The sequence below is a fragment of the Nocardiopsis sp. NPDC055879 genome, assembly GCF_053615935.1.
Genome location: NZ_JBSHCT010000007.1, coordinates 27,357 through 44,178, shown reverse-complemented (window position 1 = coordinate 44,178; position 16,822 = coordinate 27,357). Strand labels below are relative to the sequence as shown.

The window sequence follows — 16,822 nt, the reverse complement described above, 5'->3', positions numbered from 1 at the left end:
TCGGTTCGGTGCTCAGTGGTCGTTGGCGGGAGGGTCGTCGCGGTGGGCGACGAAGGCGTCCAGGAAGGTGCTGTCCAGCAGCAGTCCTTCGGTGTACAGCTCCAGGGCCGGGAGCATGTAGGCGTCGATCCACTCGCGCAGAACGGTGGACGGGTTCCGGTCGGCGTCCTGGGGGCGCATGGTCGTGTGCAGCATCAGGGATCCCAGCGACATGGACGCGGCGTAGCGCGCCCGGGCCGCCGGGTCGCGACTGGGCCTGATCGTGCCCGCGCGCTCGCCCTCCGCCAGGTAGATCTCCACGTCCTGGACCATGCGCTCGAACAGGGCCGACGCGACGTGCCCTCCCGACTGGAGCGAGCGCATCAGGTAGGCGAAGACGTCTCCGTGGCCGTCCACCTCGGCCAACTGCTGGAGGAAGTGGGTCGCCGACATCCGTGTGACGACCTCGCCCTTGGTGTCCGCCGTGAGCCGCAGGACGTGCTCGTCGCAGGCCGCGCGCAGTTTCTCCTTGCTGCCGAAGTGGTGGATGACCAGGCCGGGGGAGACCCCGGCCTCCTCCGCGATGGCGCGTACGGAGACACCGAAGCCGTCCCGGCCGAAGCGGGCCAGGGCCGCGTCGCGGATGCGGGCTCGGGCGGTGAGGTCGTCTCGCGGGGCTGAACTCATGTTCAATACATTAAACGGTTGTTCAGTCTGCCGGCAAGGGGGTTCTCCCTCCCGGGCGTGCGCTCGGGGCACTTTCGGGGTGGTCCGTGCCCATGGGGGGCGGGTGTTCGAGGTCGCCACCGCCGGGGTTTCGGCCGAGCGTGTGGAAGCGGCCCGTGTCACCAATCCGGCCCGCGCGACGCGCCGATTCTCGGTGTCCCCCGGGCGCGGAGGCCTGAGTCCCCCACGGGATCGGGCGTACATTTCGGGCAGAACGTATGAATGTCCAGCCCTCGCCCTGGGGCTTCACAGGGTTGATCACTTAGGGTTATGATTTACCTGCACGGAGTGATTTAGATCGGTCCGGGCCCTTCCGGACACCGCGAGCTTCTGATTCAATTAAGAGCCGGTAACTATCGGCCCGCCAGACTGTCCTAAACCACGGGGGGAGCAGGGACATTGCGCGGAACGAGCACGATGTGTGAACCAGTCATGCAGGCTGCCGCCGCACCCGACAGCTACGTCTACGACCCGACCTGGCTGAGCCTGGCGCAGTGCATGGGGGATGCCTGCGTCGTCTGCCACGTCAAGTGGCCCCGGCCTCGTCGGGAGCTCGGTGAGCTGCCGGATGGGACCCGGGTGTTCGGGTGCGACGAATGCGCGGGGATCATCGGGCACCAGCCCGTCCCCGAGCCGTTGTTCGCCGCACACTGATCGGTGTGCCGCCTTCGGGTGGTCAGCGGACGGTCGCGCCCCGGGTCCAGGGGGAGAAGTAGGACCCGGAGCGCGTCCGTCGACGCGCCCGCTTCCATGGGGAGGAGGGGAATTGAGCGCGCCTTCTCCAGGATGGTTCTCGTGACACACGTGGCCCGACGGCCACGTCCCCGTAGGGCGTCGGTGTCAACGATACTCCGTGTGGCCCATCATCGACGGTCAGTGAGAGACATCCATGCCGTATTTCGGTGAAGTTCGTCAGCCATTGGTGGGAAAGCCCAGGTCGACGCCTCCTTCGGGGCGTCGGCTCGGATCGGTCCAACGGGCGGTGACGGCCTTCGTTCGCGTGTAGAAGTGAACACCCTCCGTGCCATGGGCGTGCGAGTCACCGAAGAGCGACTGCTTCCAACCCCCGAACGAGTAGTACGCCATGGGCACCGGGATGGGCACGTTGATGCCCACCATGCCGACCTCGATCTCGTTCTGGAAGCGCCGCGCGGCACCGCCGTCGTTGGTGAAGATCGCCGTTCCGTTGCCGTACGGGTTGTCGTTGACCAACTCGACGGCCTCGTTGTAGTCGGCCACGCGCACGACGCTCAGGACCGGACCGAAGATCTCCTCCCGATAGCAGGCCATCCGCGGCCCCACGTGGTCCAGCACGGAGGGACCCAACCAGAAGCCGTCCTCGTCACCGTCCGGGACCGGGTGCGCCCGACCGTCGATCGCCAGGGTCGCGCCCTCGCGCACCCCCGACTCCAGGTACGAGGCGACCTTGTCCCGGTGTTCGCGGGTCACCAACGGCCCCATCTCGCTGCGCTCGTCGTCGCCGGGCCCCACCCGTAGCCGGGCCACACGCTCCTTGATCCGCTCCAGCAGATCGTCGGCGACCGAGTCCACCACCGCCACCGCGGAGATGGCCATGCACCGTTCGCCCGCCGAACCGAACCCGGCGGAGACCGCCGAGTCCGCGGCCAGGTCCAGGTCGGCGTCGGGCAGCACCACCATGTGGTTCTTCGCTCCGCCCAGCGCCTGCACACGCTTGCCGTGTTCGGCCGCGGTTCGGTAGACGTACCGCGCGATCGGGGTGGAGCCCACGAAGCTGACCGCGGCGACGTCCGGGTGCTCCAGGATCGCGTCCACCGCGACCTTGTCGCCGTGCACCACGTTGAACACGCCGTCGGGCAACCCGGCCTCCCGCCACAGCCGGGCCAGGAAGGAACCCGCCGACGGGTCCTTCTCACTGGGCTTGAGCACGAAGGTGTTGCCACAGGCGATCGCCACCGGGAACATCCACATCGGCACCATGGCGGGGAAGTTGAACGGGGTGATGCCGCTGACCACGCCCAGGGGCTGCAGGATCGAGTAGGAGTCCACACCCGTGGACACGTTCTCGGAGTAGCCGCCCTTGAGCAGGTGGGGGATGCCACAGGCGAAGTCCACGACCTCCAGTCCGCGGGCCACCTCGCCCCGGGCGTCGGAGAAGACCTTGCCGTGCTCGGCGCTCACCAGCCGGGCCAGCTCGTCGGAGCCGGCGCGCAGCAGCTCGCGGAACCGGAACAGGATCTGGACGCGCTTGGACAGCGAGGTGTCCCGCCAGCCGGGGAACGCCTTCTTGGCGGCGGCCACCGCGGCGTCGACCTCCTCGGGGCCGGCGAGGTCCACGGTGCCGCGGACCCGTCCGGACGCCGGGTCGTAGATGTCCCCGGTCCGCTTCGCGGGGCCCTCGTGGGCGGTCCCGCCGATCCAGTGCGTGACGTGTTCGCTCATGCTTCCTCTTCCTCCCGGGGGTCGTGTCAGGCCTGGTCGGCTACCGCGCGGACGGTGTCCAGCAGGATGTCGCGTCCCTCGGCGGCCTCCTCGGTGGACAGGTTCATCGGAGGGGCCATCCGCAGTACGTTGCCGTGCACGCCGCCCTTGCCCACCAGTAGCCCGCGCTCGCGGGCGGCCTCCAGCACCCGCCCGGCCAGGGCGGAGGAGGGCGCGTCGGTGGCCGGGTCGACCATCTCGATGGCGAACATCAGCCCCTTGCCGCGCACGTCCTTCACGCAGGCGAGTTCGCGCAGGGCCCGCAGCCCGTCGATGATGGTGCCGCCCTGCCGCAGCGCGTTGCCCTGCAGGTCGTGTTCGAGCACGTGGTCGAGGGTGGCGCCGGCCGCGGCCATGGACACCGGGTTGCCGCCGAAGGTCGCCACCCCCAGTGCCGGGAGCCCGTCCATGAGGTCGCCGCGCGCCACCACGCCGCCCACCGCGAACCCGTTGCCCAGGCCCTTGGCGAACGTCATCGCGTCCGGGGTCACCCCGTGGTTCCCGATCCCGAAGAAGCTCGTGCCGGTGCGCCCCCACCCGGTCTGTACCTCGTCGGAGACGAACAGGATGCCGTGCTCGTCCAGGACCTCCTTGTACGCCGCGTACAGGCCGTCCGGTGGCATCGCGAAGCCGCCCACCCCCTGTATCGGTTCGGCGATGAGGCAGGCCACGTTGGGCGCCGTGGTGTCGAGGACGTCGCGCAGGTCCGCCACGCACACGTCGATGTACTCCTGCTCCGTCAGGTGTCGGAAGGCGGGGGAGGCGTGGTCGGTGCCGTGCAGGTAGTGCACGTTCAGTGGGGACAGTGAGGAGTTCTTCCACGCCTTGTTCCCGGTGACCGCCACGGTGCCGAAGGACCGGCCGTGGTAGCTGCCGCGCAGGGCCAGCACCTCGTCGCTGCCGCGTGCGTGGGTGGCCAGCAGCAACGCGGTCTCGTTGGCCTCGGTGCCGGAGTTGGTGAAGAACACCTTGGCGTCGGGGATGCCGGACAGTCGGGAGATCTTCTCGGCCAGCTCCACCTGGGAGCGGATGAGGTACAGCGTGGACGTGTGCACGACGCCCTTGGCGATCTGACGTTCGACCGCCTCACGGACCTCGGGGACGTCGTAGCCGAGCATGTTCGTCACGATGCCGGTGAAGAAGTCCAGGTAGGTACGGCCTTCGGCGTCCGTGACACGGGCGCCCTTACCTCCGACGATCTCCATCGGGTTCTCGTAGTACAGGGGCATCCAGGAGGGCATGACCGCGCGGTGGCGCGCAAGGAGTTCCGACATGCCCTCAGTCTTCCCAGCGCCCACGGAATTGACCAGGCTCAGCATGTTGACATCATGCTGGTCGGCTTTACATAGTGTAAACCGCCCTGGGTGTGGCCCACGTTCTACACTGACGAGGTGCTCCCCACCCTCGCCGAAGTACTGAGGCTCCCGGCCTTACAGCGCGCACGCCCCCGAGTGGTCGCCGGCTCCGAGTACCTGGACGTTCCGGTGCGCTGGGTCCACGTCGCCGAGGTCACCGATCTGGCCCACCTGTTGCGCGGTGGTGAACTCGTCCTCAGCACGGGCATCGCCATGCCCGACGACCCCGCCGCGCTGCGCCGCTACATCGAGGACCTCGCCGACGCCGGGGTGAGCGGCCTCGCCGTCGAGCTCGGCCGCAAGTACCACGCCGAACTCCCCAAGGCCTTCCTCGACGCGGCCGAGGACGCCCGTGTCCCGGTCGTCCTGCTCGACCGCGAGGCGCGGTTCGTCGAGATCACCGAGGCCGTGCACATCCGGGTGGTAAACGAACAGGTGGAGGAACTGCGCGAGTCCGAGAAGCTCCACTCGGTCTTCACCCGGCTGTCCGTCGAGGGCGCCGACGCCGTCCAGATCCTGCGGGAGGTCGGCCGGCTCTCCGGTTGCCCGGTCGTCCTGGAGAACCTCACCCATCAGGTCCTGGCCTGCGACCTCAACGGCGAGGAACCCGGAACCCTGCTCACCTCCTGGGAGAGCCGCTCACGGTCGGTCCGTTCGGGCGACCGCACCGTGCACGCGCCCACCACCGGTTGGTTGGTCACCACCGTGGGCGCGCGCGGACAGGACTGGGGGCGATTGATCCTCATCGTCGGCGCCACCCCCACGGCCCGCCAGACCATGCTCATCGAACGCGCCGCCACCACCCTGGCCCTGGGCCGTCTACTGGAACGCCACCAGGAGAGCCTGGAACGCCAGACCCACCGCACGATCATCGCCGGCATCATCGATCGTTCCTACTCCGACCCGCAGGAGGCCCTGGTACGCGCCCGCGCCGTGGGGGTGCCGCTCAACGGACGTGAACTCGTGGGGCTGGTGCTGCGCCTGCGGGAGGGCGGGACCGGGCTGGCCGCGCAGGCCCGCTTGTCCGAGACCGCCGAGGGCGCCGCCCGGGCCTGTCGGGAGCTGCGGTTGCCCGCGCTGGTGGGCTCCCTGGACGACCTACGGGTGGGGATCCTGCTGGCCCTGCCCGCCGGCCAACGGCTGGACACCACCCTGAGCCGACTGGCCGACCGGGTGCACGCCAGACTGGGCGACGCCGTGGTGTTGGCCGTGGGATCGGAGACCGACGACATCCGCACGGTGCGCCGATCCTTCCTGGAGGCTCGGCAGGTGGGGGACGTGGCCCTCAAACAGGGCGAGCGGCGCCCCTTCTACCGACTTCCCGACCTGCACCTGCGCGGGCTACTGCACCTGTTCCGCGACGACGAGCGTCTGCAGACCTACGTGGAACGCGAGCTGGGGTCGCTGTTGGACCACGACGCCCGTCGCGGCGACGACCTGACCGACATGCTCCGCCACTACCTCGGCGCGGGCCGCAACAAGGCGTTGGCGGCGAGCCGGGCGCATTTGTCCCGGCCCGCCTTCTACGAGCGGCTGCGGCGGATCTCCTCGGTGCTGGACGTCGACCTGGAATCGGTGGAGACGTGCCTGTCGTTGCACGTCGCCCTGCTGTCGCTGGACTCGGTCCGCGACCAGGGCTGACCCGGCCGATCCCTACAGGTCGGCCAGGGCCTCCTCCAGCAGGTCCAGGCCCTCATGGAGCAGGTCGTCACCGATCACCAGGGGCGGCAGCATCCGGATCACGTTGCCGTAGGTGCCCGCGCTCAGCAGCACCAGGCCGCGGGCGTGGCAGTGCTTCAGCACCTTCGCCACCGCCTCCGGGTTCGGCTCCTTACGGTCCTTGACCAGCTCGATCGCGATCATGGCGCCGCGACCGCGCACGTCGCCCACCACGTCGAACTTGCGCGCCAGGGTGTTCAACCGACCCAGCATCAGCTCGCCGATCTCCCGGGCGCGCCCCACCAGGTCACCCGACTCGATCGCCTCCAGTGAGGCCAGGGCGGCCGCGCACGCCGCGGGGTTGCCGCCGTAGGTGCCGCCCAGGCCACCGCCGTGCACGGCGTCCATCAGCTCGGCGCGACCGGTCACCGCGGCCAGCGGCAGCCCGCCCGCGATGCCCTTGGCCGTCGTGATCAGGTCCGGGACGATCCCCTCCTGGTCACAGGCGAACATGTCCCCGGTGCGGGCGAAACCGGTCTGCACCTCGTCGGCCACGAACACGATCCCGTTGGCGCGGCAGTACTCCACAAGCGCGGGCAGGAAACCGGGCGCCGGCTCGATGAACCCGCCCTCGCCCTGGATGGGCTCGATGACCATCGCGGCCACGTTCTCGGCGCCGACCTGCTTGGTGATCTGGTCGATCGCGGCGGCGGCCGCCTCGGGACCGCAGTTCTCCGGTCCGGTCGGCCAACGGTAGGCGTAGGCCATGGGCATCCGGTGGATCTCGCCGGCGAACGGACCGAACCCGTGCTTGTACGGCATGTTCTTGGCGGTCAGGCCCATGGTGAGGTTGGTGCGGCCGTGGTAGGCGTGGTCGAACACCACGACGGCCTGGCGTCCGGTGGCGCTGCGCGCGATCTTCACGGCGTTCTCCACCGCCTCGGCGCCCGAGTTCAGCAGGATGGACCGCTTCTCGTGGTCACCCGGGGTGACCCGGTTGAGGGCCTCGCACACGTCGACGTAGGCCTCGTACGGGTTGACCATGAAGCAGGTGTGGGTGAACCGGCCCATCTGTTCGGCGGCCCGCTCGACCACGCGCGGGTCCGCGTTGCCGACGTTGGTCACGGCGATGCCCGACCCGAAGTCGATGAGCGCGTTGCCGTCCACGTCCTCGATGATCCCACCGCCCGCGCGCTCGACGTAGACGGGCAGGGTGCTGCCCACACCCTGGGCGACGGCGGCGCTGCGACGCTCCTGGATGGCCCTGGATCCAGGGCCGGGGATCTCGGTGACGATCCGACGGGACTGGACGACCTCGGTCGTGGCCATACGGCTGCCTCCTTGCGGGGGTCGGTTCTACGGGGTGGACGCCGGTGACTCGCCTGACAGCGAGTGGTGTCGGTTTCGCGCCTGCGCTTCGATTCGGCGTGTCCGGACGCCTGGGGGCAGAACCCTGACGGCGCCCGAACGGGCGACCCCCGGTGGTCCATGGAACAGACCATAGGCCGGGTGGAACCCGACACACATGGACACAGTGGATAATCGAAGCGGTGCCCTGTGCCATTGCGGCGGGGTGCGGATCGACGGGGTGGTCGAACGAGGGGGAGGCGCGATGCCACCGACACTGGGAGCCCTGCTGCGCACGCCCAAGCTGCGGTTGCGCCTGCTCACCGGGCAGGAAGGGCTGCACCGCAGGGTGGAGTGGGTCGCGGTCAGCGAACTCACCGACCCCACCCCGTACCTGGCCGGGGGAGAGTTGGTGCTCACCACCGGGGTGGGCTGGGTGGAGGATCCACGGGACCTGCGCGACTACGTGCGCCGCCTGGCCGAGCGCGACATCGCCGGGTTGGGGTTCGGCGCCGACGTCGTCTTCGAGCACACCCCCGACGAGCTGCGCATGGCCGCCGAGGAGTTCGGGGTGACCCTGGTGGAGGTGGCGCGGGAGACACCCTTCATCGCGGTCGGCAAGGAGGTATCGCGGCTGCTGACCCAAGAGGAGTATGAGGGTCTGACCAGGGCCTTCGGTGCTCAGCGGGAACTTGCCCGGGCCGCGTTGCGCGGAGCGGGCGCCGTCGTCGAACGGTTGGCCCGCGAGCTCGACGGGTGGGTGCTGCTGTTGGAACCCGACGGTTCGGTTCGACACGCCGCCCCCGCCCGGGCCGCCGAGCACGCTCGCCGGTCGGCCGCCGAACTGCCCCGGCTGCGCGGGGCGGGTCCCCGCGCCGGAGTCTCGGTGGTCTCCGACGACGAGCACGTGGCCCTGCAGTCCCTGGCCATCGGTCGTCGGGTGCGCGGCTTCCTCGCGGTGGGCTCCCGCAGGGGGTTCGGCTCGCACGACCGCACCCTGGTCAACGCCGCGGTGTCGCTGCTGTCCCTGGAACTGGAACGCCCGACCACGGAGGGCGGGTCCGGGATCGCGCCGGGGGTGGTGGCCGCGCTGTTCGACGGGGCCCTGGACCCCGCGCACACGGGTGCGGCGGCCCTGCGTCGCGCCCTGCCCGACGAACCGGTGGTGGCGGTCGCCGTGCAGGGTCCGCCACCGGAGGGGCCGCTCCCGGACGGGCTCCTGACCACCGACGCCGCGGACGTCCCCTCCGCCGGCCCGGCCACCGGCACACTGCTGCTGGCCTCGGCCGAAATCCTCGACCGGCTTCCCGAGGTGTTCGACGAACTCTTCGACGGGGGCGTGGGACTGAGCGAGCCGGTGTCCTACGCCGAACTGGCCGTGGCCCGCGCCCAGGCCGAACGGGCCTTGGCCGTGTCGGTGGACGAGGGACGCGGTCCGGTGCGCTCCGGCGACCTGCCCGGCGGTCTGCTCGGGTTGCTGGAGACCCCCGCCGGGACCCGGCTGGCCGATGATCTCCTCGCCCCCCTCGACCGTCAGCGCAACGCCGCCGAACTGCTCGCCTCGCTCCGTGCCTACCTCGCCGCTTCGGGCCGCTGGGACGCCGCGGCCGAACGACTGGGGGTGCATCGGCACACCCTGCGTTATCGGATGAAACGCATCCGGGAGCTGCTCCCGGGCGACCTCGACGACCCCGATCACCGCACGGAACTGTGGATCTCCCTCCGTGTCCGCGAAGGGCGAGCCCGGCCCTGAACGAGCGGGTGCGTCACCCTGAGTGATAGTCGTCGCGGGTTCGATCATTCCGAGGGTGGACGCGCGCGGAATGCACCACAATGGGACCTGATGGCGGGGAGTAATCATCTGATCACAAGAGGGTCGGATGCTCAGGGGGACGCTGTGAGGTCACTGCGAGACGAGGCACGGAGCGGACCGGCCGGTACCCACACCACCGTGGGCGGAACGGTCGGCGACACGGGCGCCCAGGGCGTCGGGGTGGGAACGGCCTCGCTGCGCTGGAAGCCCCCCGTCGACCAGGGCGAGGTCCGCTCGTTCCTGGCCTACCTGCGCTCCTGTCTGCACCGGGAGGCGGTCCACGGCCACGTGGTGCGCGCCGAACACCTGGAGTCCGACACCTGCTCCTGTTTGCCGGCCGGTCCGGAACTGCTCTTCAGCGGGGCCAGGGACACCCTGCCTTTGCACCACGAGAGCGCCCGTGTCACACGACTCGCCGGTCGCCATGGTCAGGCCCTGCGCTACGGCTACCCCCTCGTCGTCCTGCCCGGTGAACCGGCGGACGAGATCGACGCGCGGGTGACGTTGCCACTGCTCACCGTGGACGTCCGGGTCGTCGACGAGTACGACACCAGGGGGGGCGGCGAGCGGCTCGGGGCCGGTGACGTGCCCCTGGTCCGGGCCATCGGCCCACCCGACGTCAACATCGCCCTGCTGGCCCGCCTGGGCATCACCGACCCCGAGGACCTCTTCGAACTGCGCACCAGGTTGCGCGCCGGGGCGCCCGACACGGTCCACCGGCCGGCCGCCGTCGCCGACCTCGCCGCGAAGGTGCGCACCCTGCTCACCCGCCTGGAGATCGAGCGCGTCGACGACATCGCCCCGCTCGGCACCCGCGGTCTGCCCCGCACGTTGAACGTCGGCGCGCACAACACCGCGGTGCTCCTCCGCGCCGGTCCGGGCGGCCGACCCGAGATCGAGGAACCCGAACCCGGCAGTGTCGAGGGTCTGTTGGCCGACCTCGACCCCACCGACCGGGACGGTCTGGACCCCGACGCCATCGGTGGCACCGCCCTGGAGTCCCTCCTCGGAGCACGCCCCTTCGGTGGCAAGCTCGCCCGTGACCAGGGAACGGACGGGGACCGACCGGCCCGGGGTCGACGGCGTCGCGCCACCGGTCGGCGAGCCCAGGGCACCGCCGAGGCCACCGCTTCCACCGTGCCCGTCCCGGTCTCGGCCACCGCCCTGTCCCAGCCCCGATATCGGGCACTGGGTTCGGCCATGCGCGAGCAGCTCACCGTGGTCGCCGCCCCGCCCGGGTCCGGTGCCTACGACCTCGTGGACGCCATGGTTCGCACCGCCGTCACCGCCGGGCAGCGCGTCCTGGTGTGCGCGTGTACCGAAGCCGATGTCGAGGCGGTCCTGCGCCGGGCCGACACCGACCCCGGCCACCCCGTCATCCGGGCCGGTGACCACGGACGACGCGCCGCCGAGGCACGCCTGCTCACCAGGGTCCTGGGCCGGCACACGGGGGCCGTCCCCGTCACGATGACCCCCGACGACGAGGACCCGGACCGCTCCGACGACCTCACCGACGCCTGGAACCGGGTCCGCCAGGTGTGGGAGGCCATGGACACCATGGCCTCCGGTGGCCACGCCCTCGCCCACCTGGCCGAGGAACGAGGCCGCAGCATTGCCCGCGGCTGGGACCCCGACACCTTCTTCACCCCCGAACGAGGCGGCCCCGAGTACTGGCTGCACCGCGCCGAACGCGCGGCCGCCGGCGGGTTGGGCGGCCTGTCCCACCGCTCCGCGATCCGCCGCGAACTCGGCGTGACCACCGATCCCGACAGTCTGGCCCAACTGTGCGCCGTGGCCCGCCTGGAAAGCGACTGGCGCGAGGCCGTGGACCGCCGTACCCGCAGCGCGCCCCTGGCCGAACTCACCGACGATCTCGCCCGCGCCCTCCACGACCACCGGCGCGCCGGGGCGCAGCGTCTCACCGCGAACACCGAACTCCGGCTCTGGCGCGGTCGCGCCGTCATCGAGAACCGCCTGGAGACCCTCAACTGGCACCACGGCGGCGGCCGAACCGGACTCACCGGACTCACCGGACTCCTCGGAGCCCTACCGGCCTGGGTCTGCCGCACCGACCAGGTCCGTGCCCTGCCTCCGCAGGCTGGCCTGTTCGACCTGGTGATCGTGGCGGGAGCCGAACGAACCCGGGTCGGTGAACTCCTGCCCGTCCTCTACCGGGCCGACCGCGCCGTCGTCCTCGGCGACCCCGCGCACCCCGGGCCGCTCACCGCCCTGGAACCCGAGGAGGAACGCCGGGCCCTGGCCACCGCCGGGCTCGTTCCCGACCTTCTCGACGACCGAGCCCTGCGCTACGGTGCCGGCTCGGCCCTGCGCGCCGCCTACAAGGCCGCTCCGCCCATGCTGTGGCTGGACGAGCACCGGGGTGCCCCCGAAGCCCTGGCCACCGTCGCCGCACGCCACTGCTACGGGGGACGGGTCTCGGTGATCACCGAACCCGAACCCGCCCGAGGTCCCGTCTTCGACTGGCGTGACGTCACCGGCGAGTGCGAGGCCGCGCCGGGGTCCTCCTACATCAACCGTGACGAGGCCTATCGGGTCGCCGTGGTGGTCGACGAGCTCGATCGGGAACTCCCCGAAGGGCACACCCTGGCCGTGGTCGCACCCCTGCAACCCCAGGTGGCGTTGGTCCGCCGGCTGCTGCGCCAACGCGTCCTGCGCCGACCCGTCCGGGTCGGTGGCCCGGACCTGCTGACGGAGGGCGGCGGTACCAACGACGTCACCCTGCTGTCCCCGATGCTCACCACCGGCGGGTCCGCCATCGCCGAACGCCGGGTGCGCCGGATGAGCCACCTGTGGGCGTCGATCCTCACCCGGACCCGACGTCGGCTCGTGGTGGTGGGGGATCGATCCCACTGGGCCCAGGGCGACGGGCCCCTCGCCGACCTGATCGCCGGGGCCACGACCACCGGCACCGTGGCCACACCCGTCGATCCGGCCGGCGCCGCCCTGGTCGACGCCCTGCGCGCCGCCGGCACCGACGTCACCGTCGCGCCACGACTGCACGGTCATGCCGCCGACCTGCTCGTTCGCTACGGAGCCCGCAGGGTGGTGCTCCTGCTCGACCGCGAGCCCGACGGTCCCGCGCTACGCCGGCTCCTGGCCCGCGGCGAGGCCCTCAACGGGGCCACCGACGACCTCGTCGTGGTCGTCCCCGCCTGGCGTTGCCTGGCCGACCCGCGCGCCCTGGTCGAGGAGATCCTCTCCGCCTGCTGACCCCGGCCCCCGCCGCCCGGATCCCGGTCCGCCCCGGCCCGTGCCCCACCTATCCTGGGAGGCCACGCGCACATGCCCGAATCACCCTGGTTCGCCCGACAGGCCAGGCGATGCCGCGGGCGAAGAAGGGGAGACTCGGGTGCCCGAGGGACACACACTGCACCGGCTGGCCACACACTTCGACAAGGTCTTCGGCGGCGGCGCCGTGCGCGCCACCAGCCCCCAGGGCAGGTTCTCCGACGGGGCCGCGCGCGTCGACGGGCGGGTCCTGGTCGAGAGCGAGGCCCACGGAAAGCACCTCTTCCTGGGCTTCGACTCGGGCGAGTGGCTCCGCGTCCACCTGGGCCTCTACGGCGCCTGGACCTTCGGGGACGTCGACGGTGAACGTCACCTGGGCGCACCACGGGCCCCAGGCGCGGATCGGCTCGAACTGGAGCGCGACCCCGACGGCTTCGTCGTTCCGCCCGCTCCGGTGGGGGCCGTCCGCGCCCGCCTGGTCAACACCGGTGGCTGGGCCGACCTGCGTGGCCCCTCGGCCTGCGAGGTCATCACCACCGACGACAAGCACGCCGTCCAGAACCGGCTGGGTCCGGACCCCCTGCGCCCCGACGCCGACCCCGACCGGGCCTGGGGGATGATCTCGCGCTCGCGTACGACCATCGCCGCGCTGCTGATGCGCCAGGACGTCATCGCGGGCGTCGGCAACATCTACCGCGCCGAGTCCCTGTTCCGTGCCGGGATCGACCCCCTGACCCCCGGTAGGGAACTGGGCCGGGAACGGTGGGACACCCTGTGGGAGGACCTGTCCGTCCTGCTGCGTGACGGGGTGCGGGACGGCTACATCATCACCACCCGACCCGAGGACCGTCCCGATCCCGACGCCCACCCCGTGCCCCGGCCCGACACCCTCTACGTGTGCTACCGGACCGGTGAGCCCTGCCGGGTGTGCTCCTCGCCGATCGCCTCCTCGGAACTGGCCGGACGCACCCTGTACTGGTGCCCCGGATGCCAGCCCTGAGCCTCTCCCGAACCCTCCGTCCCACCCGTCACATCCGTCACAGTCGGGAAACTCCCTGGACCACGCCGTATGCGCGTGGGTTACAATCCCCTCTCGGTGACTGAACCGGTTCAGTACGTGAAGTAATGGGGAGGCGGCTTGGGGTCTGTGATGAGGCGCCCGACGATCATGGACATCGCCAAGGCGGCGGGCGTGTCCAAAGGGGCGGTTTCCTACGCCCTCAACGGCCGCCCAGGAGTGTCCGAGACCACGCGGGAACGGATCCTCTCGATCGCCAGCGACCTCGGTTGGGCTCCCAGCAACCCCGCCCGAGCACTCGCCCCGGGAGGGCGGGTCGGCGCGATCGGCATGGTGGTGGACCGACCCGCCCGATCCCTCGGGATCGAACCGTTCTTCATGCAACTGGTCTCGGGAGTGGAGACCGAGCTCGCGGCCGCCGGCATAGACCTGATGCTCCAGGTGGCCGAGGACATCGGCTCCGAGCTCGCTGTCTACCGCCGCTGGGCCGCCGAACGCCGTGTCGACGGCGTCGTCATAGTGGACCTGCGGGTGGATGATCCCCGTCCCGAGGCCATGGGCGTCCTGCCGCTGCCCGCGGTCGTCCTGGGCGGGCCGGGCGGCACCGGCGGGCTGCCGTGCCTGTACACCGACGACGGCGCCTCGGTGCGCGAGGTCGTGCACTACCTGGCCGCGCTGGGCCATCGCCGGATCGTTCGGGTGGCCGGCCCCGAGGACTTCGTGCACACGGGCGACCGCACCCTCGCCTTCCAGGAGGCCGCTCGCCGAGCGGGCCTGGAGGAGGCGCGCACGGTGCACGCCGACTACACCGGGGAGGCCGGCGGGCGCACCACGCGGCGACTGCTCGCCGCCGCCGAGCCGCCCACCGCGCTGGTCTACGACAACGACCTGATGGCGTTGGCGGGCCTGGGCGTGGCCTCGGAGATGGGCGTGAAGGTGCCCTCGCAGCTGTCCATCGTGGCCTGGGACGACTCCGCGCTGTGTCGTCTGGTGCGCCCCTCGCTCACCGCTATAAGCCGTGACGTGTTCGGTCACGGTCGCATAGTGGCCGAGATGCTCAACCGACTCCTGGCGGGGGAGCGCGTCGAGGATCGGGAGACCCCGTTGGGCGAGCTCCAACCCCGGGGGAGCACGGGCCCCTTGACCCCTTGAACGAGGATGGTGGCCCGACGGCGTGCACGGAACCGGTTCAGTGCCGGTCTTCTCGGTGTGTCTTCGGGTCGACATGCCTGTTACAAGCGGATAACACCGAAGTGACGGGGATTGACGGGCTTCGTCCGGGCATGCTGTTGTGGACCTCACTTACCCGGTTCAGTAACGGCCCTTCGCGCTCACTACTGGGAGCGCTCCCAGCCTTCCTCTCAGGAATCGGCTTCCCCCCTGAAAAGGGCCGACCGGGTCGAAGGAGGAGTCGAGATGAAATCTCTGAGACTTCCCGCCGCCCTTGCGGCGGTGGCGCTCATCGCCACCGGCTGTTCGGACGAAGGCGGGTCCGCCAACGGTGGCAGCTATCCCCGGGAGGAGACCCTGTACACCACGGGTACCGCCTGGAGTCCGCCGACCAGCTGGAACCCCATGATGCGCGGCAACTTCGCCGTCGGCACGATCGGCATGGTCTACGAGTCGCTCTTCCACTACGACCCCGAGTCCGGGGAGTACGTCCCCTGGCTCGCCGAGGGCGACGAGTGGCCCGACGAGCAGACCCACGTCATCAACCTGCGCGAGGGGATCACCTGGAACGACGGTGAGCCCCTGGTCGCCCAGGACGTCGTCACCACCCTCGAACTGGGCAAGGTGGACGGCGTTCCCTACAGCACGGTCTGGGACTACGTCGAGTCCGTCGAGGCCACCGACGAGCAGACCGTCACGGTGAACTTCTCCGAGCCCCGTGCCCAGGAGTGGATGAACTGGGCCTACTCCAACCCGATCGTCCCGGACCACATCTGGGCCGACATGGAGGAGACCCAGATCGTCGAGGGCGCCAACGAGAACCCTGTCGGCACCGGCCCCTACGGCTACGAGTCGCACGACGACGAGCGCATGATCTGGGAGCGCAACGACGACTGGTGGGGCACCGACGCGCTCGACCTCACCATGGACGCCCGCTACGTCGTCGACATCGTCAACGCCTCCAACGACGTCACCCTGGGCATGCTCACCCAGGGCGAGGTCGACCTGTCCAACAACTTCCTGCCCGGCATCGACCAGGTGTTGGAGAGCAACGAGCTGATCACCAGCTACTACGACGGCCCGCCCTACATGCGCAGCGCCAACACCGCGTGGCTGATCCCCAACCACGACGTCGCCCCGCTGGACGACGCGGCCTTCCGCCAGGCGCTGGCCCACGCGATCAACATCGATCAGATCATCGAGGGTCCCTACTCCAACCTGGTCGAGGCCGCCAGCCCCACCGGTCTGCTCCCCGAGTGGGACGACTACATCGACCACGAACTGGTCGAGGAGGCGGGCTTCAGCCACGACAAGGACGAGTCCGTGGCCTTCCTGGAGGACGCCGGCTACCTGGACGAGGACGGTGACGGCTTCGTCGAGACCCCTGACGGTGAGCCCATCTCCCTGACCCTGGCGGTCCCCTCCGGCTGGACCGACTGGATGGAGGCCGCGCGCCTCATCGCCCAGGACGCCCAGGAGGTCGGCATCAACATCGAGGCCGAGTTCCCCGACGAGGACCTGCTGAACCAGAACCGTAACAGCGGTGAGTACGACCTGGTCATCAACAACGCCCGGCAGCTGAGCAACACGCCGTGGACCTACTACGAATACCTCTTCCAGATGCCCATCCGCGATGAGCAGACGACGGTGAACTTCCACCGTTACGAGAACGAGGAGGCGTGGGACCTCACCCAGCAGCTCGCCGCCGTCCCCGCGGACGACACCGAGGGCATGGCCGAGGTGAGCTCGCAGATCCAGGAGATCTACCTGGAGGAACTCCCCACCATCCCGCTTTGGTACAACGGCCAGTGGGCGCAGGTCAGCAACGCGAACTGGACCAACTGGCCCAGTGAGGACGGCGACCTGGCCACCCCCGCGGTCCTCTGGGAGGGCTGGTACGAGCTGGGCTTCATCGAGACCCTCGCGGCGATCGAACCCGCCGCCGAGTAGGCCCCTGGGAGCGCTTCCGCCCTGGGAGCGCTCCGTGAACCCGCCCCCGTCGCGGTGCCCCGGCACCTCGACGGGGGTACTCGACCGCCCATCGCC

The 16,822-nt window shown here is 70.5% G+C and carries 11 protein-coding genes; 7 read left to right on the top strand and 4 right to left on the bottom strand.

Annotation, left to right across the window (positions count from 1 at the left end; all coding sequences use genetic code 11):
- Window positions 1–12: 12 nt before the first annotated feature.
- Window positions 13–666 (bottom strand): TetR/AcrR family transcriptional regulator, encoded by a 654-nt coding sequence (locus ACWGKS_RS09830; protein WP_358503116.1) that lies wholly within the window; start codon window positions 664–666, stop codon window positions 13–15.
- 456 nt (window positions 667–1,122) lie between these two features.
- Here ACWGKS_RS09830 and ACWGKS_RS09825 point away from each other — a divergent pair, with 456 nt between their 5' ends.
- Window positions 1,123–1,359 carry a hypothetical protein gene (locus tag ACWGKS_RS09825; protein WP_358503114.1) on the top strand — a complete coding sequence of 79 codons (237 nt, stop codon included), beginning with the start codon at window positions 1,123–1,125 and terminating at the stop codon, window positions 1,357–1,359.
- Between the two features lie 258 nt (window positions 1,360–1,617).
- Here ACWGKS_RS09825 and ACWGKS_RS09820 read toward each other — a convergent pair whose 3' ends face one another.
- Together ACWGKS_RS09820 and ACWGKS_RS09815 are read right to left on the bottom strand one after the other, a co-directional pair.
- Window positions 1,618–3,126 carry a CoA-acylating methylmalonate-semialdehyde dehydrogenase gene (locus ACWGKS_RS09820; protein ID WP_452522342.1) on the bottom strand — a complete coding sequence of 503 codons (1,509 nt, stop codon included), beginning with the start codon at window positions 3,124–3,126 and terminating at the stop codon, window positions 1,618–1,620.
- A gap of 26 nt (window positions 3,127–3,152) precedes the next feature.
- Window positions 3,153–4,439, bottom strand: a complete 1,287-nt coding sequence (locus ACWGKS_RS09815; protein WP_452522340.1) for an aspartate aminotransferase family protein — start codon at window positions 4,437–4,439, stop codon at window positions 3,153–3,155.
- Between the two features lie 117 nt (window positions 4,440–4,556).
- Here ACWGKS_RS09815 and ACWGKS_RS09810 point away from each other — a divergent pair, with 117 nt between their 5' ends.
- Window positions 4,557–6,161 carry a PucR family transcriptional regulator gene (locus ACWGKS_RS09810; RefSeq protein ID WP_358503105.1) on the top strand — a complete coding sequence of 535 codons (1,605 nt, stop codon included), beginning with the start codon at window positions 4,557–4,559 and terminating at the stop codon, window positions 6,159–6,161.
- A gap of 12 nt (window positions 6,162–6,173) precedes the next feature.
- Here the strand turns inward: ACWGKS_RS09810 and gabT are convergent, their stop codons facing one another.
- Window positions 6,174–7,508, bottom strand: a complete 1,335-nt coding sequence (gene gabT, locus ACWGKS_RS09805; RefSeq protein WP_452455289.1) for a 4-aminobutyrate--2-oxoglutarate transaminase — start codon at window positions 7,506–7,508, stop codon at window positions 6,174–6,176.
- A 283-nt stretch (window positions 7,509–7,791) separates the two neighbouring features.
- Between gabT and ACWGKS_RS09800 the strand changes: the two genes are divergently transcribed.
- The 5 genes from ACWGKS_RS09800 (at window position 7,792) to ACWGKS_RS09780 (ending at window position 16,726) form a co-directional block, all read left to right on the top strand.
- Complete coding sequence (locus tag ACWGKS_RS09800) at window positions 7,792–9,279, top strand: PucR family transcriptional regulator (protein ID WP_452522338.1); 1,488 nt, start codon at window positions 7,792–7,794, stop codon at window positions 9,277–9,279.
- A 144-nt stretch (window positions 9,280–9,423) separates the two neighbouring features.
- Window positions 9,424–12,570, top strand: a complete 3,147-nt coding sequence (locus ACWGKS_RS09795) for a DNA helicase (protein ID WP_452455290.1) — start codon at window positions 9,424–9,426, stop codon at window positions 12,568–12,570.
- A gap of 139 nt (window positions 12,571–12,709) precedes the next feature.
- Window positions 12,710–13,588: an Fpg/Nei family DNA glycosylase gene (locus tag ACWGKS_RS09790; RefSeq protein WP_358503093.1), complete on the top strand. Its 879-nt coding sequence runs from the start codon at window positions 12,710–12,712 to the stop codon at window positions 13,586–13,588.
- A 150-nt stretch (window positions 13,589–13,738) separates the two neighbouring features.
- Window positions 13,739–14,758: a LacI family DNA-binding transcriptional regulator gene (locus ACWGKS_RS09785; RefSeq protein WP_358503091.1), complete on the top strand. Its 1,020-nt coding sequence runs from the start codon at window positions 13,739–13,741 to the stop codon at window positions 14,756–14,758.
- A 264-nt stretch (window positions 14,759–15,022) separates the two neighbouring features.
- Window positions 15,023–16,726 (top strand): ABC transporter substrate-binding protein, encoded by a 1,704-nt coding sequence (locus tag ACWGKS_RS09780; protein WP_358503088.1) that lies wholly within the window; start codon window positions 15,023–15,025, stop codon window positions 16,724–16,726.
- The last annotated feature ends 96 nt before the right edge of the window (window positions 16,727–16,822 follow it).

What these genes read in the sequence shown, in the direction of transcription:
- ACWGKS_RS09830 (WP_358503116.1), bottom strand. Translation starts at nt 666, where the DNA reads ATGAGTTCAGCCCCGCGAGACGACCTCACCGCCCGAGCCCGCATCCGC.
- ACWGKS_RS09825 (WP_358503114.1), top strand. Translation starts at nt 1,123, where the DNA reads ATGTGTGAACCAGTCATGCAGGCTGCCGCCGCACCCGACAGCTACGTC.
- ACWGKS_RS09820 (WP_452522342.1), bottom strand. Translation starts at nt 3,126, where the DNA reads ATGAGCGAACACGTCACGCACTGGATCGGCGGGACCGCCCACGAGGGC.
- ACWGKS_RS09815 (WP_452522340.1), bottom strand. Translation starts at nt 4,439, where the DNA reads ATGTCGGAACTCCTTGCGCGCCACCGCGCGGTCATGCCCTCCTGGATG.
- gabT (WP_452455289.1), bottom strand. Translation starts at nt 7,508, where the DNA reads ATGGCCACGACCGAGGTCGTCCAGTCCCGTCGGATCGTCACCGAGATC.
- ACWGKS_RS09800 (WP_452522338.1), top strand. Translation starts at nt 7,792, where the DNA reads ATGCCACCGACACTGGGAGCCCTGCTGCGCACGCCCAAGCTGCGGTTG.
- ACWGKS_RS09785 (WP_358503091.1), top strand. Translation starts at nt 13,739, where the DNA reads ATGAGGCGCCCGACGATCATGGACATCGCCAAGGCGGCGGGCGTGTCC.
- ACWGKS_RS09780 (WP_358503088.1), top strand. Translation starts at nt 15,023, where the DNA reads ATGAAATCTCTGAGACTTCCCGCCGCCCTTGCGGCGGTGGCGCTCATC.